Genomic DNA, 26,098 nt, shown 5'->3' with positions numbered 1-26,098 from the left:
TTTGCCGTACTGGCGCTTACACAGCCCCGCTGAAGACATCCCAAAGCAGTTTGAGATTGAGCGCGATGATGATCGCGGCAATCACCCAGGCCAAGGCCGCCGTCCAGCGGGAGATGACGAACGACCCCATCTTGCGCTTGTCGCTGACGAATTGCACCAGCGGCACGACGGCAAAGGGCAATTGCATAGACAAGATGACCTGGCTGAGCACCAGCAGTTCCGCCGTTCCCTTGTTGCCGTAAAGCCAGGTGACGATCACCACCGGAATGATTGCCAGACAGCGGGTCAGCAGGCGGCGCGCCCAATTGGGGATGGTCAGCCGCAGGAACCCTTCCATGACGATCTGCCCGGCCAGCGTTGCCGTGACAGTGGAATTGATGCCGGAGGCGAGCAGCGCCACGGCAAACAGGGTGGAGGCAAGGCCGAAGCCCAGAAGCGGTGACAGCAATTGATGCGCCTGCTCGATTTCAGCCACATCGGTGCGGCCATTGGCATGAAACACCACGGCGGCGATGATCAGGATCGAGGCATTGACGAACAGCGCCAGCATCAGCGCAATCGTGCTATCCAGCGTCGCCCATTTGATCGCATCCTTGCGGCCACGGTCATTGCGCTCATAGGCGCGGGTCTGGACGATGGAGGAATGCAGGTAGAGATTATGCGGCATGACCGTCGCGCCGATAATGCCGATAGCGACATAGAGCATTTCGCGATTGGTGATCACTTCCGTGGACGGAATGAAGCCCGACAGAATCTCGGCGACTGGCGGTTGGGCCGCGATGATCTGCGCCATAAAACACAGGGCGATAATCGTCAGCATCGACACCACGAAGGCTTCCAGAAACCGAAACCCCTTGTTCATCAATAGCAACAGCAAAAACGTATCGAGCGCGGTAATCAGCGCGCCGCCGATCAGCGGAATGCCGAACAGCAATTGCAGCGCAATGGCCGTGCCGATCACTTCCGCCAGATCGCAGGCGATAATCGCCACTTCGCAAGCCAGCCACAGACAGATGCGCACCGGCGGCGAATAATGGTCGCGGCAGGCCTGGGCGAGATCCCGCCCGGTGGCAATGCCAAGCCGGGCTGACAGCGCCTGCAACAGGATCGCCATCAGGTTGGAAATCATGATGACCGACAAAAGCGTGTAGCCAAACTGCGACCCACCGGCGATATCCGTCGCCCAATTGCCGGGGTCCATATAGCCAACCGAAATCATATAGCCCGGCCCGGCAAAGGCCATCAGCTTGCGCATCCACGAACCAATCTTCGGCACATGGATAGAGGCATGTACTTCCGGCAGACTGGCGCGGTCATCTCCCGGCCGCGCAAAACCCCAGGCCCCTTTCGGGGCGGGACTAGTTTCCAATTTCGACATAAGTGCCCGTAGCCTGTTTTTATTGCGATTAATTCGCAACAATCTGCGCCGGTTTTTTGAATTATGCAATAGGCTATATTCTATTGCCTTGGCTTTGTTCGATGCCTTTGGCCAAGGGGCGACACCCTACAACTCGGTGTCTTTATCGAAGCCTGACAGACTCTGGCCATCACGGCCAAGACTTGCTACTGCATTGTTTCGCCCGAACTAGGCACAGCGCGCGGTTGCGCCCAAAATGGTGCAGGGCGAACGAGCAATTGAACACGAGGACCCGCATTTGGCGCGCATGTCACCTTCAAAGCCCCGTACCAGCGCCCTGCCGGATGCCGACGCCCATTCCGAAGGGTTCCGACAGGCGCGTGAGGCGCAGCGCAGCGCTTTGGTGGAGGACTATGTCGAACTGATTGCCGATCTGATCGCTGAAGGTCAGGAGGCCCGACAGGTGGATATCGCCCAACGGCTCGGCGTAGCCCAGCCGACCGTGGCCAAAATGCTGGCCCGGCTGACTGAAGGCGGCCTGATTTCCCGCAAGCCCTATCGGGGTGTATTTTTGACCGAGGCAGGAGAAAAGCTGGCGCAGGAAAGCCGGGAGCGGCATGAAACCGTCGAGGATTTTCTAAAAATGCTTGGTGTTTGCGAAAAGACCGCCCGGATCGACGCCGAAGGCATCGAGCACTATGTCAGCGCTGAAACGCTCGCGGCTTTTCGCAAGGCATTGGCTGAGGGCGTGCCGTTGTCATTGGCAAAGACGCCAGACATCAGTGAGCGATAGAGCATTCCTGAACGGAAAACCACGTCGCACTTTTTCTGGACCGGATCACTCAAACCGAAATGCCAGCCGCTTGCCGGTCAGTTTCGACAATTGCTGCAAACGTCCGTCCAGGCGCTCACCGGCAAAATCGTGATAGTCCTTCGGCACCACGAATTCGAGGTCGAGATCCGGGCGCTTTGAGCGCTCAAACGTCAGGTTATGGACCACGCCGGGCATCGAGGCGGAAAACAGATAGACCACACGCAGCAAACCGCCCAACAGCTTTGCCCGGTCCAGCAGTCTCTGCGTGGCAATGGTGGCGAGCGGCCCCGTCTGCCCATCATCATGCAGGCCTTCGAACCGGTAGTAATTGCTGAGCGCGATAAAGGCCCGGCCCGGATGGCTGATGCCGACAAAGGAGGAATGGGCAATCAGGTTCAGCGCCTGCAAGCCGCGATAATCGGGATGGGCGCGCCAGCTCAGATCAGCCAGAAGGCAGGCGGCCTGACGATAGCGCGCCTCTTCCTCAGTTTCCACGACATCGAAAAACGGCATCATCGCGCCGGACCATTGCGCAAGCTCACGCGCATGTTCCGGTGAGCGGGCGCGCAGGATTGCCAATTCGTCGGCGGCTTCCAGCAAGGGGTCCAGCGCACGGATCTCGTCCGACAACTTGGAATAGAGATAGCCCTCGCGCACGCCTTGGGCGGAAAAGCAGACCCGGGCGGGCTGCATGGCCTCCAGCACTTCGCGAAGGGCAACCGCACCGAAAGGAATCAATGTGCGGCGGCTCTTGGAGACGGTCTGCCAAGCGGGCGCGCGGGCGCTGACACCGGTGATGATTTCGTCGAGAAACTGCATCATCTCGGCTGTGGACACTTCATAGCCCTGCATCATGTGCAGGGGGTAATTGCGGATTTCCATATGCAGCTTGGCGATATTGCGCCATGTGCCACCGACCGCATAAAAGGTCCGGCCCTGGCCATTTTTCAAAAGGCTGGCGGAGCGAACCTGCTTGCGGGTAAAACTGGCCGCCTTTTCAAGGGAGCCTTCTGATAGTTCCGATAGCCGCAAGCCGCCGAGGGGCAGGGTAATTCCCTTGCCAATCACCTGCCCCTTGACATCGACCAGCTCGAGAGAACCGCCACCCAGATCGCCGGCAATGCCATCCGGGTCGTGAAAGCCGCTGATGATGCCATAGGCGGAATAGAGCGCCTCTTCCTCGCCGGACAGAACTTCGATTTTATGGTCGAGGATCTCTTCGGCCTCGGCGATGAACGCGGGGCCATTCTGCGCCTCTCGCGCCGCAGCCGTTGCCAGAACATGCATGGACACCGCACGGGCCTGCTGCGACAAGGCATGAAAACGCTTCAGCGCCAAAAGCGCGCGCCTGACACCCTCTTCATCCATCCTGCCGGTCTTGGCGAGGCCTTTGCCCAGGCCGCACAGCACTTTCTCGTTAAAGAGAATGGCAGGCGCCCGCGACAGGCCCTCGTAGATGACAAGACGAATGGAATTCGAACCGATATCGACAACGGAAACAGGGGAAATTCCGGGGAGACGCCCCTGCGCTTCGGATTGGGTCATGCGTATCCAGTTTGGCGTTCACTTGCTTTGCAGGTCTATCCGAAAGCCGGTCACCCGCCTTTCGGAAAACCTGCTTAGCTTTTCCGACCGGAAACAACCCCGGCGATCAGCTTCGGCGCGCTCGACTTCAAGGCTTCTCCTCGCCCGGACAGGCTGGGATTGGTCATGAAATACTGTTGCGCGTTAAAAGGTTCCTCGCCTGCGCGCACATCGATGCGCCTCGACGTTCCATCGGGCAATATCTCGTAGCTCTGCTGGTTGTCAATCAGATTGCCCAGCATGATCTGCGAGAGAACCTGTTCATGCACCGTTGGGTTGACCAGCGGCACCAAGGTTTCGACACGCCGATCCAGATTACGCGGCATCATATCGGCCGAGCCGATATAGACCAGCGCCTTTTCGGAGGGCAGACGATGGCCATTACCGAAGCAGAAAATCCGGCTATGTTCAAGGAAACGTCCGATGATCGATTTGACCCGGATATTTTCCGAGAGACCCGCCACTTGCGGCCGCAGGCAGCAGATGCCGCGAATGACCAGATCCACTTCGACGCCAGCGGCACTGGCCCGGTAAAGCGCATCGATAATCTCAGGATCGACCAGAGAATTCATCTTCATCCAGATGCCGGACGGCTTGCCATCCTTGGCATTGCTGGTTTCTTCCTCGATATGCCGCAGAATACGCGAGCGCATCGTGTAGGGAGACACCGCCAGCTTCATGTTTTCCTCCGGCTCGCCATAGCCGGTGATGAAGTTGAAGACATTGGCCATGTCATGGGCAATCTTCGGATTGCAGGTGAAGAACGACAGGTCCGTATAGATCTTCGCGGTAATCGGGTGATAATTGCCGGTGCCGAGATGGCAATAGGTCCTGAGCTTGCCGTCTTCACGGCGCACCACCATGGACATCTTGGCATGGGTTTTCAGCTCGATAAAGCCGAACACCACCTGCACGCCAGCCCGCTCCAGGTCGCGTGCCCAGCGGATATTGGCCTCTTCATCAAACCGGGCCTTCAACTCCACCAGCGCCGTCACCGATTTTCCGGCATCGGCGGCATCGATCAGGGCGCGGACAATCGGGCTATCATTCGAGGTACGGTAAAGCGTCTGCTTGATGGCCAGCACGTCGGGATCGCGGGCAGCCTGGAGCAGGAACTGCACCACGACATCAAAGCTTTCATAGGGGTGGTGAACCACCATGTCCTTTTCGCGGATGGCCGCCAGGCAATCGCCCATATGCTCACGAACCCGCTCCGGGAACCGGGCATTGTAAGGCTCAAACCGCAAATCTTCACGCGGGGCCTTGGTGATTTCAGATATGGTATTCAGCGCCAACAGCCCCGGCAGAACCGCGACGCGGTTATCCGGCACATTCAATTCCTGTACCACGAACTGGCGCAGCGCCGCTGGCATTTCCGAATCGGTTTCGATGCGGATCACCTTGCCGCGACGACGGCGTTTCAGGGCCGTTTCGAAAAACCGGACCAGATCTTCGGCCTCTTCCTCGACCTCGATATCGCTGTCGCGGATGATGCGGAACGTGCCGTAACCCTTGACCTCATAACCGGGATAGAGCCGGTGGATGAACATGCCGACCACATCTTCGAGCGTGATATAACGGATGGTGTTCTTGTCGTCGGGCAGGCGAATGAAGCGGTCCAGCGCGGTCGGCAGGCGCAGCAGTGCCGTCATAGGCTCCTTGCCATGCAGGCTTTCCAGTTGCAGCCCCATGGAAAAGCCGAGATTGGGAATGAAGGGGAACGGATGGGCCGGATCGATGGACAGCGGCGTCAGGACAGGAAAGATCGACTGCTCAAATTCGGTCCCCAGCCAGAGGCGGTCTTCCTCGGAAAGAGCGGAGGGCCGGACAATCAGAATGTCTTCCTTGGCGAGATATTGCTGCAAGACGGCCAGTGACGCCTGCTGTTCCATTTGCAGATTGTCGATTTCCTTGAGGATATCTTCCAATTGCTCGACGGGCGTGCGTCCATCCGGGCTCTTGATGACGATGCCCTGGCGCACCTGGCCTTCCAGCCCGGCGACGCGCACCATGAAAAACTCATCCAGGTTGGCGGCGGAAATCGACAGGAAGCGCACACGCTCCAGAAGCGGATGGGCGGTGTTCAGGGTTTCCTCAAGCACCCGCCGATTGAATTGCAGCCAGGAAAATTCACGATTGATGAAGCGATGCGGGCTGGAGAGCAATTCCTCGCGCGCGACCTCTTCTCCCGCCAGGATAACCGTTTCCTGAGATACCGCCGATTCCGTCACCGATTCCATTGTTCCCGCCTTCGTTTTCAATGCCTTGCGGCATGGCGTCCCAGCTTCATGCAAAACGCAATGCAAGCCATGACACTTCTATTGATTGCAAATCCCGCTAAAACTCAGAGGGAGTCACAGACTTGCCCAACTATACCAGCAACACGACGTTCCTGTGACAACCGTTAGCCGTCGATTGCAGAGAGAGAATCCAGAACCTCCGCCGCCAGCGCCCGCGAGATTTTGACCCGACGCGCCAGTGCCAGCCGATCAAGGTGCTCGACCACGGTCTGCGCAGCAGCCAGCGACCGTTCCATACGCTGAACGATATAATCAACGACCCGTTCGTCAATCGCCAATTGGCGGTCGGCAAACAGCTTGACGATCACCTGCGACAGCAAAGCCTCGTCCGGCTCGCCGATTTCAACCAGTGTCGCGGCCTTCAGCCGGGAACGCAGATCGGCCAGCTTGACCGGCCAGGACAATGGCCAGGTGCGCGAGGTGATCAGCAGGCTCGTACCATGCTGCTTGACGCTGTTGATCACATGAAACAGCTCGACCTCGTCGAAATCCGCCCGGTCAGCGTCCTCAAACAGCACCGGTCCCTTGGATGCGGTCAGGGAGCTCTCTGCACCGGCCACGGGGAGAATATCAGCAGCCCCGCTTTGCGACCGCCAGATTTCCGCCAGATGCGATTTTCCTGAGCCTTGCGGCCCTGACAGGATAACCACCGGTGACGGCCAGCTGGGCCAGGCATCGACAACAGATACGGCAGCCGCCAGCCGGTCCGAGACCAAAAGGTCGTCGCGGCCCGATGCCGGGCTGTGGCCCAAGGCGAGCGGTAGTTGTTCGCCCGTTTTGCCTTCATATGCTGGGTGCCGCACCGCTGTCTTGTCGATGTCACGCATTTACGTCTCTGAAATGACTGGAGGGCGGACGTCCTTGATCACGGTCGCCTCCTCACCATAGTATAGATCGCTGTCAAGATATCGCCGCACGGCAAAGCGGACAAGCACGCCAACCGCCGCCGCGCAGGGAACCGCGACCAGAACCCCCAGAAAACCGAAGAGCGAGCCGAAGGCGAACATCGCAAACATCAGCCAGACGGGATGCAGGCCAACGCTGGAGCCGACCAGCTTGGGCTGAAGGACATTGCCTTCCAGAAACTGGCCGGTGAAGAAGAATACGCCTGTAATGACCACCCAAAGATAGTCCGGCCAGAATTGCACCGCCGCCATGCCGAGCGCCAGAATAAGACCAACGGATGAGCCGACATAGGGAATGAAGCTGATCATGCCGGTGAAAAAGCCGATCAGGAGGCCGAAATTCAAACCGATCAGCGACAGGCCGACCGCGTAATAAATGCCGAGAATGAGGCAGAGCGAGCCCTGGCCACGCACGAAACCGGCAATGGTGCGGTTCATCTCGCGGGCGATTTCCCGCACGGCACCGACCTGATTGCGCGGAATGAGGCTGTCCAGCTTGGCCATCATCCTGTCCCAGTCGAGCAGAAGATAGAAGGCGACGACAGGGGTCACCACCAGCAGGGAAATGATGTCCAACAGCGCCTTGCCGGAATTCCACAATTGCGACAGAAGCGTGCCGATAAAGCCTGCCCCTTCTGCCAGATAGCGGGAAAAATTGCCCTTGATCGCCGCCATCTGGGTGCTCACCTGACCATTCAGCCATTTCGGCACCCAGGATGCGTTGGATTTGGCAATCAGCGCCTGCAACTGGCTGACATAATCGGGAATATTGGTGATGAAGTCATTGAGCTGGGTGACGAGGACCGGAATGATGATCACCAGCGACAAGACGAAAATCACCACGAAAGACACCAGGATCAGCACCGTGGCCATCATCCGCGACAGGCCCAGCCGCTCCAGCCGGTCGGCGACCGGATCGAGAAAATAGGCGAGCGCCATGCCAGCCACGAAGGGCAGCAGAATGGAGCTGAAGGTCAGCAAAAAGACGATGACCACCGCCAGCGTGCCGATGCCGAAAAGAACCTGCCGCCAGAAAACGGGGCCGCTGACGCGCTTGATCATGACTTACTGTCCTTCCCGGCGGATTGCCTTTTTGCAAACTGGATATGCGGGCCGCAACAGGCCATCCTATCATCATGCCGATGAACATGAGATAGGATGGTGTTTCGTCAAGGGTCAAGGTGGCACGACCGCAATTCGCATATGCAACCACCACAGTCCTTGGAAAACGATGAAAAAGCGGCAGTTTCCAGCCCTTGCGCTTGCATCGCGGCCCCACCCATGCCATGGCGGGCGAAATGAGCCAAACCCTGCCAACCAGCGGAGACGAACGGATGAGCCAGTCGGGGAAAAACGGTCTGACCTATAGCGATGCAGGCGTCGATATCGATGCGGGCAATCTTCTGGTCGAAAAGATCAAGCCTGCGGTTCGCTCCACCCGCCGCCCCGGTGCCGATGGCGAGATCGGCGGCTTCGGCGGATTGTTCGACCTGAAGGCGGCAGGCTTTACCGATCCGATACTGGTCGCGGCCAATGACGGCGTCGGCACCAAGCTGAAGATCGCCATCGATGCGGGCCTGCATGACACTGTCGGTATCGATCTCGTTGCCATGTGCGTCAACGATCTCGTGGTGCAGGGTGCCGAACCCCTGCTGTTTCTCGATTATTACGCCACCGGCAAGCTCGATCCCGACCAGGGTGCTGCCATCGTCGGCGGTATTGCGGCGGGCTGCCTCGAGGCAGGCTGTGCGCTGATTGGCGGCGAGACTGCTGAAATGCCCGGCATGTATTCCGGCGGCGATTACGATCTGGCCGGTTTTGCTGTTGGCGCTGCCGAACGTGGTGAGCTTCTGCCTGCGGGTGATATTGCCGAGGGCGATGTCATTCTTGGTCTTGCCTCATCCGGCGTCCATTCCAACGGCTTTTCGCTGGTCCGCAAGATCGTCGAGCTGTCCGGCCTTGGCTGGGACGCACCGGCACCGTTTGCAGAAGGCGCAACACTTGGCGCTGCCCTTCTGACCCCGACCCGGATTTATGTGAAGCCGCTGTTGAAGGCAATCCGCGAGACCAAGGCCCTGAAAGCACTGGCCCATATTACCGGCGGTGGTTTTCCGGAAAATATCCCGCGTGTTCTGCCCAAGCATCTGGCCGCTGAAATCGACCTTACTTCGATCACGGTGCCCGCCGTGTTTTCCTGGCTGTCGAAAACCGGTGGCGTGGCGCAGAATGAAATGCTGCGCACCTTCAACTGCGGCGTCGGCATGATCGTCGTGGTCGCCGCCGAAAACGCCGATGCGGTCACCGCTGTTCTCAAAGCCGAAGGCGAGACCGTCGCCCGTCTTGGCCGGATGATTTCCCGTGAGGAAGGCGCGCCCGGTACCGTCTACAAGGGAACGCTCGGCCTATGAGTTCGGCACCATCATCGGCGGTCGAAAGGCCATCTCACGCCAAAAAGCGTGTCGCCGTGCTGGTTTCCGGCAGCGGCTCCAATATGGTGGCGCTGGCCAAGGCCTGTGAAGCAGAGGATTACCCGGCGGAAATCGTTGCCGTATTCTCCGACAAGCCGGAGGCTGGCGGTCTGGCCAAGGCCAGCGATCTCGGCATTTTCGCTGCCGCCTTTCCCCGTAAGGACTATGCCAGCAAGGCGGACCACGAAGCCGCCATTCTGGCCGCGCTGGATCAGGTGCAGCCCGATCTGATCTGTCTTGCCGGTTATATGCGGCTGCTGTCGGGCGATTTCATTCGCCGCTATCAGGGCCGCATTCTTAATATTCACCCGTCGCTTCTGCCGCTGTTTCCGGGCCTGCACACCCATCAACGGGCGCTGGATGCGGGCATGAAGATTGCTGGCTGCACCGTGCATTTCGTCACTGAAGGCATGGACGAAGGTCCAATTGTCGCCCAGGCCGCTGTGCCCGTACTACCGACCGATACTGCCGAGACGCTGGCGACCCGCACCCTGACGGTGGAGCATCGCATCTATCCGGTCGCCTTGCAGCTAGTGGCAGGCGGCACCGTCACCATGCTGGAAGATGGACGCATTGAGCGCTCCGGCTTTGTCGCGGATGCTGAGGCGCGGCTGCTCAGCGCGTAATGATCGCGCTGGAGCTTTTGTAGATCACATAGAAGGCAACCAGGAAAATCATCACCGCGAAAATGCGGTTGAGGGTGTTTTTATGCGCGCCGAGCCGTGTTGCCGAGAGGGTGCCGACGATACCGCCCAGCAGCCCACCCAGAATGAATTCCCCCGCCAATGCCCAGTCCACCAGCCCGGATAGCGCGTAATTCACTGCTGTTGCCAGCCCGAAGGCCGCCACCGCCAGCAGCGACGTGCCGACCGCATTGATCATCGGCATGCCCGTGGCAAGCATCAGGCCTGGCACAATCAGGAAGCCACCGCCGATGCCGAAAAAGCCGGAAGCCGCCCCTGTTACCAGCGCGACAAATGCTGTCATCAGGCACATGCTGAGATCCACCGGTTTCGGTACGACGGCTATGGCTTTTCTGGGTCGCAGCATCAACAGGCCGACGGCCACCATGACAATACCGAACAACAGCAGAAGCCTCGTGCCATCCATCGCCTTGCCAAGCGAGGACCCGGCCAACGCGCCAAGCACACCCAGCGCTGCAAACACCGCGCCGCAGCGCCAGCGGACATTGCCTTTCAGGGCGTGACTGGCAAAATTGATAAGGGCATTGGCCGACACCGCCAGCGCGCCGGTACCGATCGCCACATGCGGTTGCGACACGCCCACCACATAGAGCAGCAGCGGGGTCGCCAGGATAGACCCGCCTCCCCCCAGCAGGCCAAGGGTGAAGCCGACCACGCTGCCTGAGCCGATGGCTGCAAAAAGTGTGTTCATTGGCGACCTCCCGTCATCAGGCGATCATGCACGACCATGCCGATCACCATGGCAACGACGAAGATCAGGCTTTCTCCATAGCCGAGCGGCAAAGCCGCCAGCGCCGGACCGGGACAGAACCCTCCAAGGCCCCAACCGATACCGAAAATGGCCGAGCCTGCCACCAGCGGCAAATCGATGCGGGTCGCGGTCGGCATGGCGAAACGATCCGCCAGCACGGGACGGGCCATACGGCGCATCAGCACCATACCGGCGAAAGCCGTGACAACCGCACCGCCCAACACGAAGATCAGGCTCGGGTCCCAAGCGCCGAAAATATCAAGAAAGCCCTGGACACGGGCGGGGTCCAGCATGCCGGACAAGGACAGGCCGAAGCCGAACAGCAGGCCGGATAGGAGCGCGGCAGCAGCCTGCAAGGGGACGGTTTTCATAGGCTGCCCCTCATGATCGTCACGGTGACAATGCCGGTGAAGAGAAAGGTGACGACCGCAACGAAGGAGCGCGGCGACAGTCTCGCCAGCCCCAGAACGCCATGGCCACTGGTGCAGCCTGAGCCCATGCGCGAACCGAAACCGACCAGCAGGCCAGCAACAACCGCCAGCGGCAGGCTGGCCGTCATCGTCACCTGCGGCCATGCCCCAAACAGGGCAAGGAACAGGATGGGACCAAGCATCAACCCAACGACAAATGCGCTATTGATAGCGATGCTCCCCCCTTGGGCCAGGCGCCCGACAATGCCACTGATTCCGGCAATCCGGCCCGTCATCACCAGAAACAGGATGGCCGAGGCACCGATCATCACGCCGCCCGCAAGCGAAGGAAGATAGGTCTGCATCATGCTTCGTCCTCCGCACAGAAAATCGTGAACAGCGCGGCAATCAACCGCTGGGTCTTCGCCTCCGTCAGGCGGTAGAATATCTGCTTGCCCTCGCGCCGGGTCTCGACGATCCCGGCCTCGCGGAGCACGGTAAGCTGCTGCGACAGGGTCGGCTGGTGAATATCCAGCTTTTCCTCCAGCTCACCCACCGACCATTCGCCCTCGACCAGCGTACAGACCAGCATGAGGCGCACCGGATGGGCGAGTGTTTTCAAATGCCCGGCCACTTCATCGGCCCGCTCTTCCATCGCCTTCGGCGTCATGCCGACGCGGCGTTTGATCTCAGCAAACGGATCTACCATGGGGCCCCCTCCAGAACATTAAGCGGAATTTTCAGGTAGCGGCGGCCATTGTCTTCCGGTTCCGGCAACCGCCCGCCACGCACATTGATCTGCAAGGCATGGAGAATCAGTTTCGGCATCGGCAGGGTGCGGTCGCGAGCCTGACGCAGGGCGATGAACCCGGCCTCATCCGTATTGGCCAGATGCGGATTGGCGGCCTTCTGCGCTGCAACAGTGCTTTCCCAACGCGGATTGCGCCCGCCCGGCTGATAGTCATGGCCGGTAAAAATCCTGGTGTCGTCAGGCAGGGCCAGAATATCCTGCATGGATTGCCACAGCATATGGGCATCCCCACCGGGGAAATCGGCCCTCGCCGTGCCACTGTCAGGCATGAACATCGTGTCATGCACAAAGGCCGCATCGCCGATGACATAAGTGACAGATGCCAGCGTATGGCCCGGCGAAAACATCACCTTCGCATCGATGGAGCCGAGCTTGAAGGTCTCACCATGGCTGAATAGCCGGTCCCATTGCGACCCATCGGTTTTCAGCGCCGGCCAATTGTAGATGCCCTTCCACAGGGCCTGCACATCGATCACATGTGCACCAATCGCCGTTGGCGCGCCGGTCTTGCCCTTCAGATAGTCGGCAGCAGAAAAATGATCGGCATGGGGATGGGTGTCGAGAATCCAGGCGACCGTCAGCCCCTCGTCCTCGATATGGCGAAGGATGCGATCAGCATTCACGGTCGAGGTCTGGCCGGATTTCTCATCGTAATCCAGTACCGGATCGATGATGGCGCAGACTTTCGTTGCAGGGTCGGACACCACATATTGCACACTCCAGGTGCGCGGGTCGAAGAAGCCCTTGACCTGCGGCCGACGCTCGGCCCGGCGATTGAGCCAGGCGACGGCGGCGCTCAGATCCATGCCATGAGCAGAACCGAAATATGGGACCTCGTCCACACTCATGCGGCCATCGAGGACTTCACTTAGAACATGCAGGGTCAGCGCCCTCAGGCCGCTGCGGCAATGGGCAAAGACCTTAAGCTTGCCTTGAGACGCTGCCCGGAAAGCCTCCACATCAGCCTCGGTAATATCGGCCATGGTGACCGGAATGAAATGATAGTCCAGCCCGGCCTTTTGCGCGGCCTCACGCTCGGCTTTCGTTCCGGGGGCCCCTTCTTCAGCATCAGGGCGTAGATTGACGAGCGTGGTAAACCCGTCGGCCGCCAGTGCGGCAATCTCACCCATGGAGGGTTGGCTGGAAATGGTAAACGTATCGGAGATGTGGTTCGGCATGGTGGTGCGCCTTCTATCAATATACAATATCATATAATGTATATTGATAGAAGGCGCAAGAGCCAGAATGACGCAGGCCATGCGTCCTCCCGGCCTCTCAAAACGATGAGTGAATTGCCTTGGTCGGAACGTTCCCCGACCGCTCCCCTCAGGCCAGGTTAAGCGCCGCCCATTGCAGCAGCATGATCGTTTTGCCATCGACGATGTCGCCGCGCTCGATCATCGAAATTGCATCCTTAAGCGGCACTTCCACCAGTTCCAGATCTTCGTGTTCGGCTTCCAGCCCGCCGCCGAGCGACAGTTTTTGCGCCTCATCGATGGGTGAGTAGAAGAAGTGGATCTTTTCCGTCACCGCTCCCGGCGACATATAGGCGGTGAACAGAAAACGCGGCGCGGCAATGTGATAGCCGGTCTCCTCTTCAACTTCGCGGGTCACTGCCTTTTCGGCGTCCTCGCCATCGGTCATGCCAGCAGGCACTTCCAGCAGAAAGGGTTTATCACCCATCATATAGGCGGGAATGCGAAACTGCCGCACCAGCAGCAAGGTTCTCTTCGACGGGTCATGCAGCAGGATTGCCACGGCATGGCCGCGATCGAAGACTTCCCAGCTAAGGCGCTGGGTGGTGCCATCCGGTTTCGCATAATCGAACACCATCTTGCGCAGATGGCTCCAGCCCTTCCACAGGGTCTTGTCCTCGACAATGGTAATGCCGGTCGCGTCAAACTTGCTCATGATACCCGAACCCAAACCTTGTTATCGTGAAACGCCGCCCCACCATGCGGGGCGGGCGCGTCGGCACCGGTCAACACGTTGATGCCCTCGCCGTCCAGATGCGCCTTGTTGGGCCAAAGACCTTCCGCCACCAGCACGCCGGGCTTGACCGCATCGGTGACGTTGACGTGGATACGCAAGGCGCCGCGCCGGTTGCCGATCTGCACCACATCACCATGGCCGATACCCAGTGCCGCCGCGTCAGCCGGATTGACCATCACCTCCGGCCTGCCCTCCTTATCACGCGAGGTCTTGGTCTCGGCAAAGGTCGAGTTGAGGAAATTGCGGGCGGGTGACGTGGCCAGCCGGAACGGATGCTCGCTATCCGCTGTCTCGATCACATCCATCTGATCGGGGAAAACCGGAAGCGCGGCCACCGGCCCCTGCGAACCCATTGCCCGTGGCGGTTTGTTGGGCGCGGGCGTGCCTTCCCAATCCGGCCTAAAGCGGAACCTGCCATCGGGGTGGGCAAAACCTTTGAGATAATGAGCGTCTTCGAACGGCGGCTGGCAATCCAGCCACTTATCCTGCTCGAAACTGGCAAAATCCGGCTTGCCGCTAGCGGCGAGGATATGGTCGATATGCTCGCGTTCGCTGAGGCCGAAACCCGGAAGATCCGACACGCCGAGCCGTTTGGCCAGTTCCTCAATAACAAAGAGATTGGTGCGCACCGTGTCCGGCGGCTCGACCAGTTTTGGCCCAATCAGCATATGGCTCTGGCCACCGCCGCGATAAAGATCGTCATGCTCAACGAACATCGTTGCCGGCAGAACCAGATCGGCAAGCTCCGCCGTCTCGGTCATGAAATGCTCATGCACGGCCACAAACAGATCGCCGCGCAGAAAACCCTGCTTCACCAGCCGCTGTTCCGGCGCAACATTGACCGGGTTGGTGTTCTGGATCAGCATCGCCGTCACCGGTCCGCGATGGCGCAGCGCCTCCGCATCGCCGGTCAGCACCCGGCCAACCTGCGACTGGTCCAACATGCGGATATCAGGATCGACAAACGCCGTCCCCATCAACTCGGCCTTATTGAGCTTGAAAATATCGCTGTTGGAATGAAACGCGCCGCCGCCTTCATATTGCCAGCTGCCCAGAACAGTCGAAAGCGACAGGGCAGCATGCATGGAAACCGCACCGTTGCGGCTGCGGGTAAAGCCATAGCCGAGGCGGAAGAACGTCTTTTTGGTCTCGCCGACCAATCTGGCGAAGCCTTCGATCTCTTCAACCGAAAGACCGGTAATGCTGGCGGCCCATTCCGGCGTCTTGTCCTTCAGATGCGCTTCCAGCCCAGCGGGATCGTCGGCAAAGTCAGCCATATAATCCCGGTCGGCATAACCGTCACGAAAGGCAATATGCATTGCGGCACAGGCCAGCGCCGCATCGGTGCCGGGGCGCAGAATGAGGCCCATATCGGCCTGTTTCATGGTCGGATTATCGTAGATATCGATGACGACGATTTTCGCGCCGCGATTTTTGCGCGCCGCCACCGCATGGGTCATGACATTGACCTGGGTCGCCACCGCATTGGTGCCCCAGATCACCACGCAATCGGCAACCGCCATTTCGCGCGGGTCGGGGCCACGCAGCGCGCCGGTGCCCATCACATAGCCGGTCCAGGCCAGATTGGTGCAGATCGAACCGAAAAAGCCGGAATATTTCTTGGCATGGCGCAGCCGCTCTATCGAATCGCGCTGCACCTGCCCCATCGTCCCGGCATAGAAATAAGGCCAGACGGCCTCGCTGCCATGCACCTGCTCGGCTTTGACGAAGGCATTGGCGATTTCATCCAGCGCCGCCTCCCAGGAAATTTCCTGCCAACTGCCCGCCCCTTTGGCGCCTTTGCGGCGCTGCGGCACCAGCAAGCGGTCGGGGTGATAGAGCCGCTCGGTATAGCGCGCCACTTTGGCGCAGATCACGCCAGCGGTATAGCTATTGTCGCGCGCGCCGCGCATCCGTCCGATCCTGCCGTCCGGCGTCAGATCGACCTCAAGCGCGCAGGTGGATGGACAGTCATGCGGACAGGCCGTATGACCAACGGAAGTTTTCAAGGCGGGGCTGATGATGTTCATGGCAAAGTTATAGGCCAAGCCCTCAAGGCTCAAAAGCCCCATTCCAAAAAATCACTGGACCCATCGGAAAAGCGCATGAATTACCGCCACATCTACCACGCAGGCAATTTCGCGGACGTGCTGAAGCATGCCGTGCTGGCGCGGCTGGTCATTTATCTCCAGCAAAAGGACAAGGCATTCCGTGTGCTGGATACCCATGCGGGCATCGGTCTTTACGATCTATCCTCAGACGAATCGCAAAAAACCGGTGAATGGCTGGGCGGGATCGGCAAATTGCTCGACGCCGAGCTGACGCCCGCAGCAGCGCAGGTGCTGCAACCCTATCTCGACGTGGTGCGGGCACTGAACCCGGATGGCGGTCTGACCCGCTATCCGGGCTCGCCGAAGCTGGCGCGCGACCTGTTTCGTCCACAGGACCGTCTGTCGGCCATGGAATTGCATCCGGACGATTGCCGCACACTTTCCCGGCTGTTCGAAGGCGATTACCAGACGCGAATCACCGAACTGGATGGCTGGTTGGCGCTGGGCGCCCATCTGCCGCCCAAGGAAAAACGCGGTATCGTGCTGGTCGATCCACCGTTCGAGCTGGACGGGGAATATGAACGGCTGGTCGACGGATTGGCGCGGGCCTATCGCCGGTTTTCCGCCGGTGTCTATTGCCTCTGGTATCCAATCAAGAAAGGCGCGCCGATTGCCGCTTTCCACGAGGCCTTGAAAGAAACAGGCATTCCCAAGATGCTCTGCGCAGAACTGTCGGTGAAAAGCGACCGGGATTTGACCGGTCTGTCCGGCTCCGGCCTGATCGTCGTCAACCCTCCCTTCACCCTCAAGGATGAATTGCATGCGCTGCTGCCCGAATTGAAGCGGGTGCTTGCGCAGGACCGCTATGCCTCGCAGCGCTGCTTCTGGCTGCGCGGCGAAGAGTAAACTCCACCTGACACGCGAACAGGACCAAACCGATGAAGCTGCTTTATGCTCCCGCCTCACCCTATTCCTCCAAGGTCAGGATGGCCGCCCGCGCCACCGGCATCACTCTTGAGGAAATCAAGGTCGACACCAATGCCAATCCGTCCGACCTGATCGACAACAATCCGCTGGGCAAGATCCCGACCCTGATCACCGACGACGGCCAGGCGATTTATGACAGCCGCGCCATCATGCACTATCTGAATCGGATCTCGGACGGTGGGCTTTATCCCAAAAAGGAAGAGAAGCGCACCGAGGCCGAGGTGCTCGAAGCGCTATGCGATGGCATCACTGATTGCCTTCTGGCAATCGTCTATGAGAAGCGCCTGCATCCGCCGGAAAAGATTCACCAGCCCTATATCGACCGGCAATGGGAAAAGGTCACACGCGGGCTGGACTATCTGGAAACCCATATGCCGAAAATGGGCAAGAAGCTGAACGGCGGCCATTTTTCCATGGCGGGCCTGCTCGGCTACCTGATGCTGCGCTTTCCCGGCGAATGGGAAAATGGTCATGTGGCGCTGACCGAATGGCCAGCGCTTTTTGCCAAGAAATTCGACGGGTATCAGTTGCTGCGCCCGCAGGCCTGAAAGTTTTTCCAAGCTTGAAAGTCTTCCCAGAATCAAGAAGCCCGGCGCTAAGGCCGGGCTCCTTTTCAAACGTACACTGATCGGACAGATCAGAACTTCATGCCGATACCAACCTTGACGCTCTGGTCGTCAAAGCCGCGCGATACCTTGGAACCACCGATATTGTAGTCCTTGTTCTGGTAGTCGGTGTAGCGGTATTCGACGCGGGTGGTGATGTTGTTGGTCACCATGGCTTCGACACCTGCACCAACCGTGTAGCCGAGAGCAGCCTTGCTGTCGGAACCGCCTGCACCGGAAATCTTGGTATCAGCCGCAGCCACACCGGCCGTGCCATAAACCATGAAGGGGTTGAGGTCGTAACCGACGCGGCCACGAATAGAACCGTTCACGCCCTGCTTGCCGGTCAGGCCAGCGCCGGAGCGGCTACCATTGCCGTCATAACCGATGTCAGCTTCACCACCGTAAACGATCTTGTCGTTCTGCATGTTGTAGCCGCCATAGACCTGGCCGCCGAACGCACGGGCGCTGAACTTGCTGCCGTGCGAACGACCCATTGTATAGGTGCCGGCACCGCCGACATAAGCACCGGCCCAGTTGCTGACCGGAGCCGGCATATCGACGGCTGCGGGTGCTTCCGGCACCGACATGACGGCATCGGCAGCGTGAGCGCCGGTAACGAGGGAAAGACCAGCAGACGATGCCAGCAAAATCATAACGAGAGTACGCATACCAAATTCTCCTTTATAAAACGAACCGATGGCGATCATGTCGTCTCTTGCGGTTCGAATACTTGCACGGATGTCCCTGCCCGCTTCAGTGTTGAAAATGGCCCTCAATTGCGGAATTGGAAGAGCCGAATTGTGAAATATTTTAGGCAAACACTAGGCAAAATTTAGACGTTGCTTTCGTGCAACAGGTGATTTGTTAACCCTAATAAATCGTCAACAAGATATTACTTTACGCTCACGGCATTTTACTTTCGCAAATGCAGTGTGACATCAAATAACAAAGGGTTGGAAATCCAAGATCGGCGACCTTCAACTTAGCCACCCCCTGCCATATATCTTGCAGGTGATGACAGCGGCGCCGCGAGTGTCTCGCCAGTCCATACAAAACCGGAGATAATAAAAGGTGAAGAGCATGTCCGCCCCTCGTCCAACAGCTGCGCCACGAACAGCCCCAAGAACCGCACTTGTCACCGCTTCCGCCAAACGGATTGGCCGCGCCATTGCGGAGGATCTGGCAGACAACGGATTTGCCGTCGCCATCCACACCCATGCCTCTCTTGACGAAGCTGAAACTCTGGCGGACCGAATAAGTTCCAAGGGCGGCAAGGCGGTGGCGCTGAAAGCCGACCTTCGCGACATTGACGAGACCCAGGCGCTGATCGCAAACGCCACTCAAGCCCTCGGCCCTCTCGGCTTGCTGGTCAACAACGCCTCGGTGTTTCTGGATGATAAAGCCGAGAAGTTCGACGCGGAGCGTTTCGCAGCACATTTCGACATTCATGTCCGCGCCCCCACCATTCTGGCAGCTGAATTTCATCGGCAGGTGCCGGACAATGGTGCAGGCCTGATCGTCAACATCATCGATCAGCGGGTGCTGGCCCTGAAACCGACCTTCTTTTCCTATACATTGTCGAAATCCACCTTGTGGACGGCGACGAGAACCATGGCGCAGGCCTTTGCCCCACAGATCAGGGTCAATGCCATCGGCCCCGGCCCGACGCTGAAAAGCGAGCGGCAGGAGCAGAAGGATTTCCAGGCGCAGATCGACAGCCTGCCGCTGAAGCAGGGCGCGGGTCTTGACGAATTCGGCCGCACCATCCGCTTTCTTTTTGACACGCCATCGATCACCGGCCAAATGTTCGCCCTTGATGGCGGGCAACATCTGATTTGGCCCGGCGCAAACGGTACGGAGATTGCGGAATGACCCCAGGGAAGCAGCCGGAAGGCGGCATTCTCTATGATGGCACGGAAGACGACGAGGACGACATTGCGGCAGACGGCGCAATCGACCCCGCGGTCGCTGCCGTGTTGCCGCCGATCGACTGGAACGAGGGTGCCCTGCATGGCAGCGGCCTGACCGGTGCCGACCTGATTGCGGAATTCGTCAAGAAACTACCCAACAATCCCGGCGTCTACCGGATGATGAATGGCGACGGCGACGTGCTCTATGTCGGCAAGGCCCGCAGCCTAAAGAAGCGCGTCAGCAATTACGCGCAAGGCCGCCTGCATTCCAACCGCCTGACCCGGATGGTGCGCGAAACCGCCCATATGGAATTCGTCACGACCCGAACCGAGGTCGAAGCGCTGTTGCTCGAAGCCAACCTGATCAAGCGCTTGCGGCCGCGCTATAACGTGCTGTTGCGCGACGACAAGAGCTTTCCCTATATCCTGGTAACCGGCGATGGCCGCGCCCCCGCCATTTACAAGCATCGCGGTGCGCGCGCCCGCAAGGGCGATTATTTCGGCCCCTTCGCCTCGGCGGGCGCTGTTGGGCGCACCATCAATTCGTTGCAACGGGCGTTTCTGTTGCGCACCTGCACTGACAGCGTGTTTGAGAGCCGCACGCGGCCCTGTCTTCTTTATCAAATCAAGCGCTGTTCCGGCCCCTGCACCCATGAAATCAGCGATGCCGATTACGGCGTGCTGGTGAAGGAGGCCAAGGATTTCCTGTCCGGCAAGAGCCAGAACGTCAAGGAAGCCATGGCGCGGACGATGAACGAGGCAGCGGAAGAGCTGGATTTCGAGCGCGCCGCCGTGTTCCGCGACCGTCTGGCGGGCCTTTCCCATGTGCAGAGCCACCAGGGCATCAATCCGGCGGGCGTCGAGGAGGCCGATATTTTCGCCATCCACCACGAGGGCGGCTTGACCTGTATCCAGGTGTTCTTTTTCAGGACCGGACAGAACTGGGGCAACCGCGCCTATTTCCCGAAGGCCGATCCGCAAATGACCGGCGCGGAAGTGTTGAGCGCCTTTCTGGCACAGTTTTACGACGACAAGCCCTGCCCCCGGCAAGTGCTGCTGTCGGAGGGGATTGACGAGCAGGACCTGTTGAGCTTGGCGCTCTCCGAAAAGGCGGGATACAAGGTGACGATCCTGGTGCCGCAACGCGGCGAGAAGAAGGATCTGGTCGAACATGTGCATGGCAATGCCCGCGAGGCCCATGGCCGCAAGCTGGCGGAGACGGCCTCGCAGGAACGCTTGTTGAAAGGCTTTGCCGAAACGTTCGCGCTCAGTTACGTGCCACGCCGGATCGAGATCTACGACAATTCCCACATCATGGGGACCAATGCGGTGGGCGGCATGGTGGTCGCTGGGCCGGAAGGCTTCGTGCGCAACCAGTATCGCAAGTTCAACATCAAATCGACCGACATCACCCCTGGCGACGATTTCGGCATGATGCGCGAAGTGATGACGCGGCGCTTTTCGCGTCTGTTGAAGGAAGAAGGCAAGCCGGACCGCAAAACTGTTTCCGAGGAAGGCGCGGATGCGGTTTTCCCGGCCTGGCCCGATGTGATTCTGATCGATGGTGGCCAGGGTCAGATGACCGCCGTCAGGGCGATCCTGAAGGAACTGGACATTACCGATTGCGTCACGGCCATCGGCGTCGCCAAGGGCGTTGACCGCGATGCGGGCCGTGAGCGTTTCTTTGCTGAGGGCAAGCCGGACTTCACCTTGCCGCCACGCGATCCGGTGCTTTATTTCATCCAGCGGCTACGCGACGAGGCACATCGCTTTGCCATCGGCTCGCACCGGGCGCGGCGCAAGAAGGAAATGGTCAAGAATCCATTGGATGAAATCGGTGGCATCGGACCGACCCGCAAGCGGGCGCTGTTACAGCATTTCGGCACGGCCAAGGCGGTCTCGCGAGCGGCAATGAACGATCTGATGGCGGTGGATGGCATTTCGGAAGCCGTTGCACGACAAGTTTACAATCATTTTCATGAAAATGCTGGTCATTCTCACGAAAACAGCCGGGAATAGTGAAGCTGCTTAATTCCTTAAATCGGACTCGATTTAAGGAGAAAATTATGCAGCAAATATAAAGCGCTACAACAAACCTTTGCTGTAGTGAGCATAAAATGGCCTTTTCGACCCCGGAAAAACCTTAGCACCGGCTTGACGATCGATCTTCCCAAGCGCCATCTTCCAGCGCTTCATAACAAAGACAGGGCATCATGGCTTCGCGTACCTACAGCATTCCCAACCTGTTGACATATGGCCGTATTCTGGCCGTGCCGTTGATCGTTCTGTGCTTCTATCTGGAAGGCAAGCTGCAAAGCACCGACTTTGCCCGCTGGGCGGCTCTGGCGATCTTTGTTATCGCCTCGATCACCGATTTCTTCGACGGCTATCTGGCCCGGATCTGGAACCAGACCTCCAATATCGGCCGGATGCTCGACCCGATTGCCGACAAACTGCTGGTCGCCACCTGCCTGTTGCTGATGGCTGCCGATACGGAAAAAACCATTGCCGGCTGGTCGCTCTGGGCCGCCATCATCATCCTCTGCCGCGAAATCCTGGTCTCCGGCCTGCGGGAATACCTGGCCGAACTGAAGGTCAGCGTGCCGGTGACGCGAATCGCCAAGTGGAAAACCACGGTGCAGATGGTGGCACTTGCCTTTCTGCTGGCTGGTCCGGCAGGCGACAAGGTTCTGCCTTACACGACCCAGATCGGCATCGGCCTGCTGTGGATCGCCGCCGCTCTCACCATGTATACCGGCTATGACTATTTCAAAGCCGGTGTGAAACATATGGTGGACGAATGACCGTCAAGCTTGTCTATTTCGCCTGGGTGCGTGAAAAGATCGGCCTCGATGAGGAAGAGCTTGCGCTGCCCGAACAGGTAAAGACCGGCACCGACCTGATCGCCTATCTGACCGAACGCGGCGAGAATTACGCCGAGGCGCTGCAATTTCCAAACGCCATTCGGATTGCCGTCAATCAGGAACATGTCGAGCATGACGAGTCGCTGGCTGGCGCCCGCGAAATCGGCTTGTTTCCGCCAATGACCGGTGGTTGAGGCCATGGTGTCGCCTGTCATCCGGGTTCAGAAGGACGATTTTGACGCTTCGGCAGAGACGGCGTTGATAACGGATGGTCGAACGGATATCGGCGCGCTGGTGTCCTTCGTCGGACTTTGCCGTGATGAACAGGGCAGGCTCGATGCGCTGGAGCTGGAACATTACCCCGGCATGGCAGAAGCCGAGATGAACCGGATTGCCACGCTTGCCATCGAGCGGTTCGATCTGATGGCACTGACCGTGCTGCATCGCTATGGCAAGATCGCCGCTGGCGAACAGATCGTGCTTGTCATTGCCGCCTCAAGCCACCGGCAGGCAGCCTTCGACGGCGCCAATTTCGTGATGGATTTCCTGAAAACCGCCGCCCCCTTCTGGAAGAAGGAACATGCCAAGGATGGCACGTCAGCCGGCTGGGTCGCCGCCCGCGACGCTGACGACGCGGCCCGCGACAGATGGACATGAAAAAACCGGAGCCTCTCAGCTCCGGTTTTTTTAATTCTGAAAGCAAAAGCCTCGAAGAGGCTCAGCCGACGATTTCGGTGGCTGCGAACCAGTAAGCGATTTCTTCAGCGGCAGTTTCCGGGGCGTCGGAGCCGTGCACGGAATTTTCGCCGATGGAGAGGGCGAACTGCTTACGGATCGTGCCTTCGGCAGCCTGGGCAGGATTGGTTGCGCCCATGATTTCGCGGTTCTTGAGGATGGCGCCTTCGCCTTCCAGAACCTGAACCACGGTTGGGCCGGAGGTCATGCCTTCAACCAGTTCGCCGAAGAAAGGGCGTTCCTTGTGAACGGCGTAGAAGCCTTCAGCTTCGCGCGTGCTCATCCAGACGCGCTTCGAAGCAACAACGCGCAGGCCGTTGTCTTCAAAAACCTTGGTGATCGCGCCCGTCAGGTTACGCTTGGTTGCATCCGGCTTGATCATCGAAAAGGTGCGTTCAATCGCCATCGTCTCGTCCTTTGTTTGTAGGGAAAGTGGGCGGTTTCTACCTGCCCCGATTCGCGAAGACAAGGGGGATGCGCGAATTTCACGCCACCGTCACATGACGAGGCCTTTATGCCGCGTCAGCCTGCGCCAGGCCAAGGGAGCCACAGCGCTCAAACCATTGCGCTGCCGGATCGTCTTCGGGCAGGAAGATCGAGCCTGTGACAATCTTCAGCCATTGCAACGCGCCAAACACGATGTAATCGGCAAACAACGGCTTTTCCCCGCCGATAAAAGGTTGCGAGCGCAGCATATGCCGCAAGGGCTGGAGTTTTGCCGGAAAAGCCGCAATCGCACCGTCACGATCCGGGAAAATCTCTTCCAGCACCTTGCCGAACAGCGCTTCGCGGGTTTTGCGAAAATGCGCCTGATCGGCGGGAGAAATCATATTATAAATGTCCATCAGGATGATGGCACTGATGGCCGGATGGATAGTGGATTGCGAATAGCCTTCCACAAACCGTGCCAGCGCCTTGCCACCTTCGCCGCGAAACAGGCTTGGGCGATCCGGATAGGCCTCCTCCAGATAAAGCGCGATCTGGAAACTATCCGCCACCACCTTATCGCCATCGCGCAAGATAGGCACGAGCTTCGAGACCCCCTCCTCCACCGTTGGAATTTCGGTAAAAGCCAGCGGCTTTTCCTCGAAGCTCAATCCCTTGTGGCGCAGCGCCAGGATGATCTTCCAGCAATGCGGTGAAAACGGACGAGTGACGTCCGTGCCTGCAAGTGAGTAGAGAAGTCGGGTCATCAGTGGTTGCCTCCAGTCGAAACAATCCGACTATCGGATGTCAATCCTCCTAACTATTCAAATCAAAAATGCTTATATCAGCCATCAACATCAAGACTGAAGGGCTTGCCCGCTGCCGGCCGCACACCGTCATCTTGAAACTCCGTGTCATAGGCAGCGCTGGAAATGGCTGTGTCAATCACCTGCCCTTGCACGAAGGAGCCGGCGATAATGTAGTAGGTCGGATTTGGCTTGAACTGGTACGTCAAGTTCGGCTTCAACTGAACAGCAATTGCCGATTTCCCGGCCATGGCAAGGCCGACATTCAGAGATACGTTCTCGCTGTGCCGGACGGCCACGGTCGGTAACGCATCGTCGGCATTGATATGGGTCACGGCCTGGGTATCGTCGACGGGCTCGTTGGGCAAGCCGGTTACCCCATCAGAAAACTGCCCCTGATAGTTAGCACCCACCGTATTGGCAGAGTTGATGCGAACACCCATCTGGCTGATCGTCTCGAAACTGCCCGGCGCGCCCACAGAAGCTCCGCCCACCATCCAGGCGAGCGAGAATGGATCATAGGATGATGCACTCGGCACCTTCTGAAATATCACGAACTGTTGAAACTTTGTATTCTCGTTGAGAATCGTCAGTGTATATTCCTGTTTGTTGGATAGGTTCTTTGTCTCCTCACTGCCCAAGACTTTCCTCCTTCAAAATGAACAGGACCGCGGGCGTCCAAAACCCCTTGCAGCTCGTCGCAGTCTGTGAAGAATCATCATAACAATAATTTTCAAACCCCACACTCAAAAGATGAAAACAACAAAAGACCCGATGCGTTTCCGCACCGGGTCCAGTTTGCTTTTGGGTCGCTCTGCGGCTGGGTCAATCAGGCGGGTTCAAACTGGTTTTGCTGGGTAAAGCGAACCGTCATATTGGTCACGCCCTGGAACTTTACTTCGTAGGCAGCGCTGGAAATGGCTGTGTCAATCACCTGCCCTTGCACGAAGGAGCCGGCGATAATGTAATAGGTCGGCTTTGGCGTGAACTGGTAGGTCAGGTTCGGCTCCAACTGCACAGCAATTGCCGATTTCCCTGCCATGGCAAGACCGACATTCACAGATACTTTCTCGCTGCGCTGGACAGCCACGGTCGGGAACGAGTTGTCGGACTTAATGACGATCACCCCTTGGGTGCCGTTGACGGGTTCGTTGGGGAAACCGGGCGCGCCATAGGGAAACTGCCCCTGGTAGGTAACGCCTACCGTGTTGGCGGAGTTGATGAGAACCCCCACCTGGCTGGCTGTCTGGAAGCTGCGCGGCTGGGTCGTCGTACCAAGATCCTGAATGTAGCCAGCAGTTGCAGCATAGTCGATGGTCCAGCTGAACTGCGACTGGCTCGGATTGTCCGGCGCTCCCCCGGCAGCTCCGCCCACCATCCAGGCAAGCGAGATCGGATCAAAGGATGAGCCGATCACCTTCGGGATCGTTTGATAGAGCGCGAATTGCTGGAATTTCGTGTTTTCATTCAGTATCTTAAGCGAATAAGGCTGACCAGCTTCAACCTTTGCCTGTGATTCAATCGCATTTCTTCCCATCCAAATCGTCATATCATTCTCCAAGTCGCGTTAATCGGCAGTCAGCGCACCATGCACTGTCCCGCCTGTCGGCCAACC

The 26,098-nt window shown here is 58.7% G+C and carries 27 protein-coding genes; 10 read left to right on the top strand and 17 right to left on the bottom strand.

Annotation, left to right across the window (positions count from 1 at the left end; genetic code table 11):
• Positions 1-16: 16 nt before the first annotated feature.
• Entirely contained in the window at positions 17-1,378 is a 1,362-nt protein-coding gene (locus G6L01_RS04440) for an Nramp family divalent metal transporter (RefSeq protein WP_070167351.1), read from the bottom strand.
• Positions 1,379-1,664: 286 nt separating this feature from the next.
• On the opposite strand from G6L01_RS04440, the gene mntR reads away from it, so the two are divergent.
• Positions 1,665-2,150: a manganese-binding transcriptional regulator MntR gene (gene mntR, locus G6L01_RS04435; protein WP_070167460.1), complete on the top strand. Its 486-nt coding sequence runs from the start codon at positions 1,665-1,667 to the stop codon at positions 2,148-2,150.
• A gap of 45 nt (positions 2,151-2,195) precedes the next feature.
• On the opposite strand, the gene ppx is transcribed toward mntR, so the two are convergent.
• From ppx to G6L01_RS04415, 4 genes are all read right to left on the bottom strand, one after another.
• On the bottom strand, positions 2,196-3,716 hold the full coding sequence (gene ppx, locus G6L01_RS04430) for an exopolyphosphatase (protein WP_070167352.1): 1,521 nt from the start codon (positions 3,714-3,716) through the stop codon (positions 2,196-2,198).
• A gap of 74 nt (positions 3,717-3,790) precedes the next feature.
• Positions 3,791-5,995: an RNA degradosome polyphosphate kinase gene (locus tag G6L01_RS04425; RefSeq protein WP_071207251.1), complete on the bottom strand. Its 2,205-nt coding sequence runs from the start codon at positions 5,993-5,995 to the stop codon at positions 3,791-3,793.
• Between the two features lie 164 nt (positions 5,996-6,159).
• On the bottom strand, positions 6,160-6,882 hold the full coding sequence (gene hdaA, locus G6L01_RS04420; protein WP_070167354.1) for a DnaA regulatory inactivator HdaA: 723 nt from the start codon (positions 6,880-6,882) through the stop codon (positions 6,160-6,162).
• The gene (locus tag G6L01_RS04415; protein ID WP_070167355.1) at positions 6,883-8,022 is read right to left on the bottom strand and encodes an AI-2E family transporter; all 1,140 of its coding nucleotides are present in this window, start codon (positions 8,020-8,022) and stop codon (positions 6,883-6,885) included.
• Between the two features lie 272 nt (positions 8,023-8,294).
• Here G6L01_RS04415 and purM point away from each other — a divergent pair, with 272 nt between their 5' ends.
• Positions 8,295-9,368 carry a phosphoribosylformylglycinamidine cyclo-ligase gene (purM, locus tag G6L01_RS04410; RefSeq protein WP_071206499.1) on the top strand — a complete coding sequence of 358 codons (1,074 nt, stop codon included), beginning with the start codon at positions 8,295-8,297 and terminating at the stop codon, positions 9,366-9,368.
• Positions 9,365-10,054, top strand: coding sequence for a phosphoribosylglycinamide formyltransferase (purN, locus tag G6L01_RS04405; RefSeq protein ID WP_070167356.1), 690 nt, complete (start codon positions 9,365-9,367; stop codon positions 10,052-10,054). The genes purM and purN overlap by 4 nt, the downstream gene beginning before the upstream one ends.
• Here purN and G6L01_RS04400 read toward each other — a convergent pair.
• The 7 genes from G6L01_RS04400 to G6L01_RS04370 all read right to left on the bottom strand — a co-directional run bounded on the left by G6L01_RS04400 (position 10,044) and on the right by G6L01_RS04370 (position 16,126).
• Positions 10,044-10,823, bottom strand: a complete 780-nt coding sequence (locus G6L01_RS04400) for a sulfite exporter TauE/SafE family protein (RefSeq protein WP_070167357.1) — start codon at positions 10,821-10,823, stop codon at positions 10,044-10,046. The two genes, purN and G6L01_RS04400, sit on opposite strands and share 11 nt — an antisense overlap.
• Entirely contained in the window at positions 10,820-11,254 is a 435-nt protein-coding gene (locus G6L01_RS04395; protein ID WP_070167358.1) for a YeeE/YedE family protein, read from the bottom strand. Before G6L01_RS04395 ends, G6L01_RS04400 begins: the two co-directional genes overlap by 4 nt.
• Positions 11,251-11,658 (bottom strand): YeeE/YedE family protein, encoded by a 408-nt coding sequence (locus G6L01_RS04390; RefSeq protein ID WP_070149577.1) that lies wholly within the window; start codon positions 11,656-11,658, stop codon positions 11,251-11,253. The genes G6L01_RS04395 and G6L01_RS04390 overlap by 4 nt, the downstream gene beginning before the upstream one ends.
• Positions 11,658-12,002, bottom strand: a complete 345-nt coding sequence (bigR, locus tag G6L01_RS04385; RefSeq protein ID WP_070149516.1) for a sulfite-sensing transcriptional repressor BigR — start codon at positions 12,000-12,002, stop codon at positions 11,658-11,660. Before bigR ends, G6L01_RS04390 begins: the two co-directional genes overlap by 1 nt.
• Positions 11,996-13,282, bottom strand: coding sequence for a bifunctional sulfur transferase/dioxygenase Blh (gene blh / locus G6L01_RS04380; protein ID WP_070167462.1), 1,287 nt, complete (start codon positions 13,280-13,282; stop codon positions 11,996-11,998). The genes bigR and blh overlap by 7 nt, the downstream gene beginning before the upstream one ends.
• A 148-nt stretch (positions 13,283-13,430) precedes the next feature.
• Entirely contained in the window at positions 13,431-14,015 is a 585-nt protein-coding gene (locus G6L01_RS04375; protein ID WP_070167359.1) for an NUDIX domain-containing protein, read from the bottom strand.
• Complete coding sequence (locus tag G6L01_RS04370; RefSeq protein ID WP_070167463.1) at positions 14,012-16,126, bottom strand: molybdopterin-containing oxidoreductase family protein; 2,115 nt, start codon at positions 16,124-16,126, stop codon at positions 14,012-14,014. Before G6L01_RS04370 ends, G6L01_RS04375 begins: the two co-directional genes overlap by 4 nt.
• A gap of 75 nt (positions 16,127-16,201) precedes the next feature.
• Here G6L01_RS04370 and G6L01_RS04365 point away from each other — a divergent pair, with 75 nt between their 5' ends.
• Both G6L01_RS04365 and G6L01_RS04360 read left to right on the top strand, forming a co-directional pair.
• Positions 16,202-17,053, top strand: coding sequence for a 23S rRNA (adenine(2030)-N(6))-methyltransferase RlmJ (locus G6L01_RS04365; protein ID WP_070167360.1), 852 nt, complete (start codon positions 16,202-16,204; stop codon positions 17,051-17,053).
• A gap of 32 nt (positions 17,054-17,085) precedes the next feature.
• A complete protein-coding gene (locus G6L01_RS04360) occupies positions 17,086-17,682 on the top strand; it encodes a glutathione S-transferase (protein ID WP_070167361.1) in 597 nt (198 codons plus the stop codon).
• Positions 17,683-17,771: 89 nt separating this feature from the next.
• Here the strand turns inward: G6L01_RS04360 and G6L01_RS04355 are convergent, their stop codons facing one another.
• The gene (locus tag G6L01_RS04355) at positions 17,772-18,410 is read right to left on the bottom strand and encodes an outer membrane protein (RefSeq protein WP_071204672.1); all 639 of its coding nucleotides are present in this window, start codon (positions 18,408-18,410) and stop codon (positions 17,772-17,774) included.
• A 412-nt stretch (positions 18,411-18,822) separates the two neighbouring features.
• Here G6L01_RS04355 and G6L01_RS04350 point away from each other — a divergent pair, with 412 nt between their 5' ends.
• From G6L01_RS04350 to G6L01_RS04330, 5 genes are all read left to right on the top strand, one after another.
• Positions 18,823-19,614 (top strand): SDR family oxidoreductase, encoded by a 792-nt coding sequence (locus G6L01_RS04350; protein WP_070167362.1) that lies wholly within the window; start codon positions 18,823-18,825, stop codon positions 19,612-19,614.
• Positions 19,611-21,671 (top strand): excinuclease ABC subunit UvrC, encoded by a 2,061-nt coding sequence (gene uvrC / locus G6L01_RS04345; RefSeq protein WP_070167363.1) that lies wholly within the window; start codon positions 19,611-19,613, stop codon positions 21,669-21,671. Before G6L01_RS04350 ends, uvrC begins: the two co-directional genes overlap by 4 nt.
• A gap of 194 nt (positions 21,672-21,865) precedes the next feature.
• Positions 21,866-22,456, top strand: a complete 591-nt coding sequence (gene pgsA, locus G6L01_RS04340) for a CDP-diacylglycerol--glycerol-3-phosphate 3-phosphatidyltransferase (protein WP_070149510.1) — start codon at positions 21,866-21,868, stop codon at positions 22,454-22,456.
• Positions 22,453-22,710 carry a molybdopterin converting factor subunit 1 gene (gene moaD, locus G6L01_RS04335; RefSeq protein WP_070167364.1) on the top strand — a complete coding sequence of 86 codons (258 nt, stop codon included), beginning with the start codon at positions 22,453-22,455 and terminating at the stop codon, positions 22,708-22,710. Before pgsA ends, moaD begins: the two co-directional genes overlap by 4 nt.
• Before the next feature lie 4 nt (positions 22,711-22,714).
• Entirely contained in the window at positions 22,715-23,173 is a 459-nt protein-coding gene (locus G6L01_RS04330) for a molybdenum cofactor biosynthesis protein MoaE (RefSeq protein ID WP_070167365.1), read from the top strand.
• A gap of 61 nt (positions 23,174-23,234) precedes the next feature.
• On the opposite strand, the gene ndk is transcribed toward G6L01_RS04330, so the two are convergent.
• The 4 genes from ndk to G6L01_RS04310 form a co-directional block, all read right to left on the bottom strand.
• Positions 23,235-23,657 carry a nucleoside-diphosphate kinase gene (gene ndk / locus G6L01_RS04325; RefSeq protein WP_041696404.1) on the bottom strand — a complete coding sequence of 141 codons (423 nt, stop codon included), beginning with the start codon at positions 23,655-23,657 and terminating at the stop codon, positions 23,235-23,237.
• A gap of 106 nt (positions 23,658-23,763) precedes the next feature.
• A complete protein-coding gene (locus tag G6L01_RS04320; protein ID WP_070167366.1) occupies positions 23,764-24,444 on the bottom strand; it encodes a glutathione S-transferase family protein in 681 nt (226 codons plus the stop codon).
• 77 nt (positions 24,445-24,521) lie between these two features.
• Complete coding sequence (locus G6L01_RS04315) at positions 24,522-25,124, bottom strand: hypothetical protein (protein WP_070167367.1); 603 nt, start codon at positions 25,122-25,124, stop codon at positions 24,522-24,524.
• A gap of 188 nt (positions 25,125-25,312) precedes the next feature.
• Complete coding sequence (locus G6L01_RS04310; protein WP_070167368.1) at positions 25,313-26,032, bottom strand: hypothetical protein; 720 nt, start codon at positions 26,030-26,032, stop codon at positions 25,313-25,315.
• Positions 26,033-26,098 lie beyond the last annotated feature (66 nt).

The organism is Agrobacterium vitis, assembly GCF_013337045.2.
Taxonomy (GTDB): domain Bacteria; phylum Pseudomonadota; class Alphaproteobacteria; order Rhizobiales; family Rhizobiaceae; genus Allorhizobium; species Allorhizobium vitis_B.
Note: the sequence above shows the minus strand (reverse complement) of the source record. Positions and strands in the feature narration are given on the sequence as shown.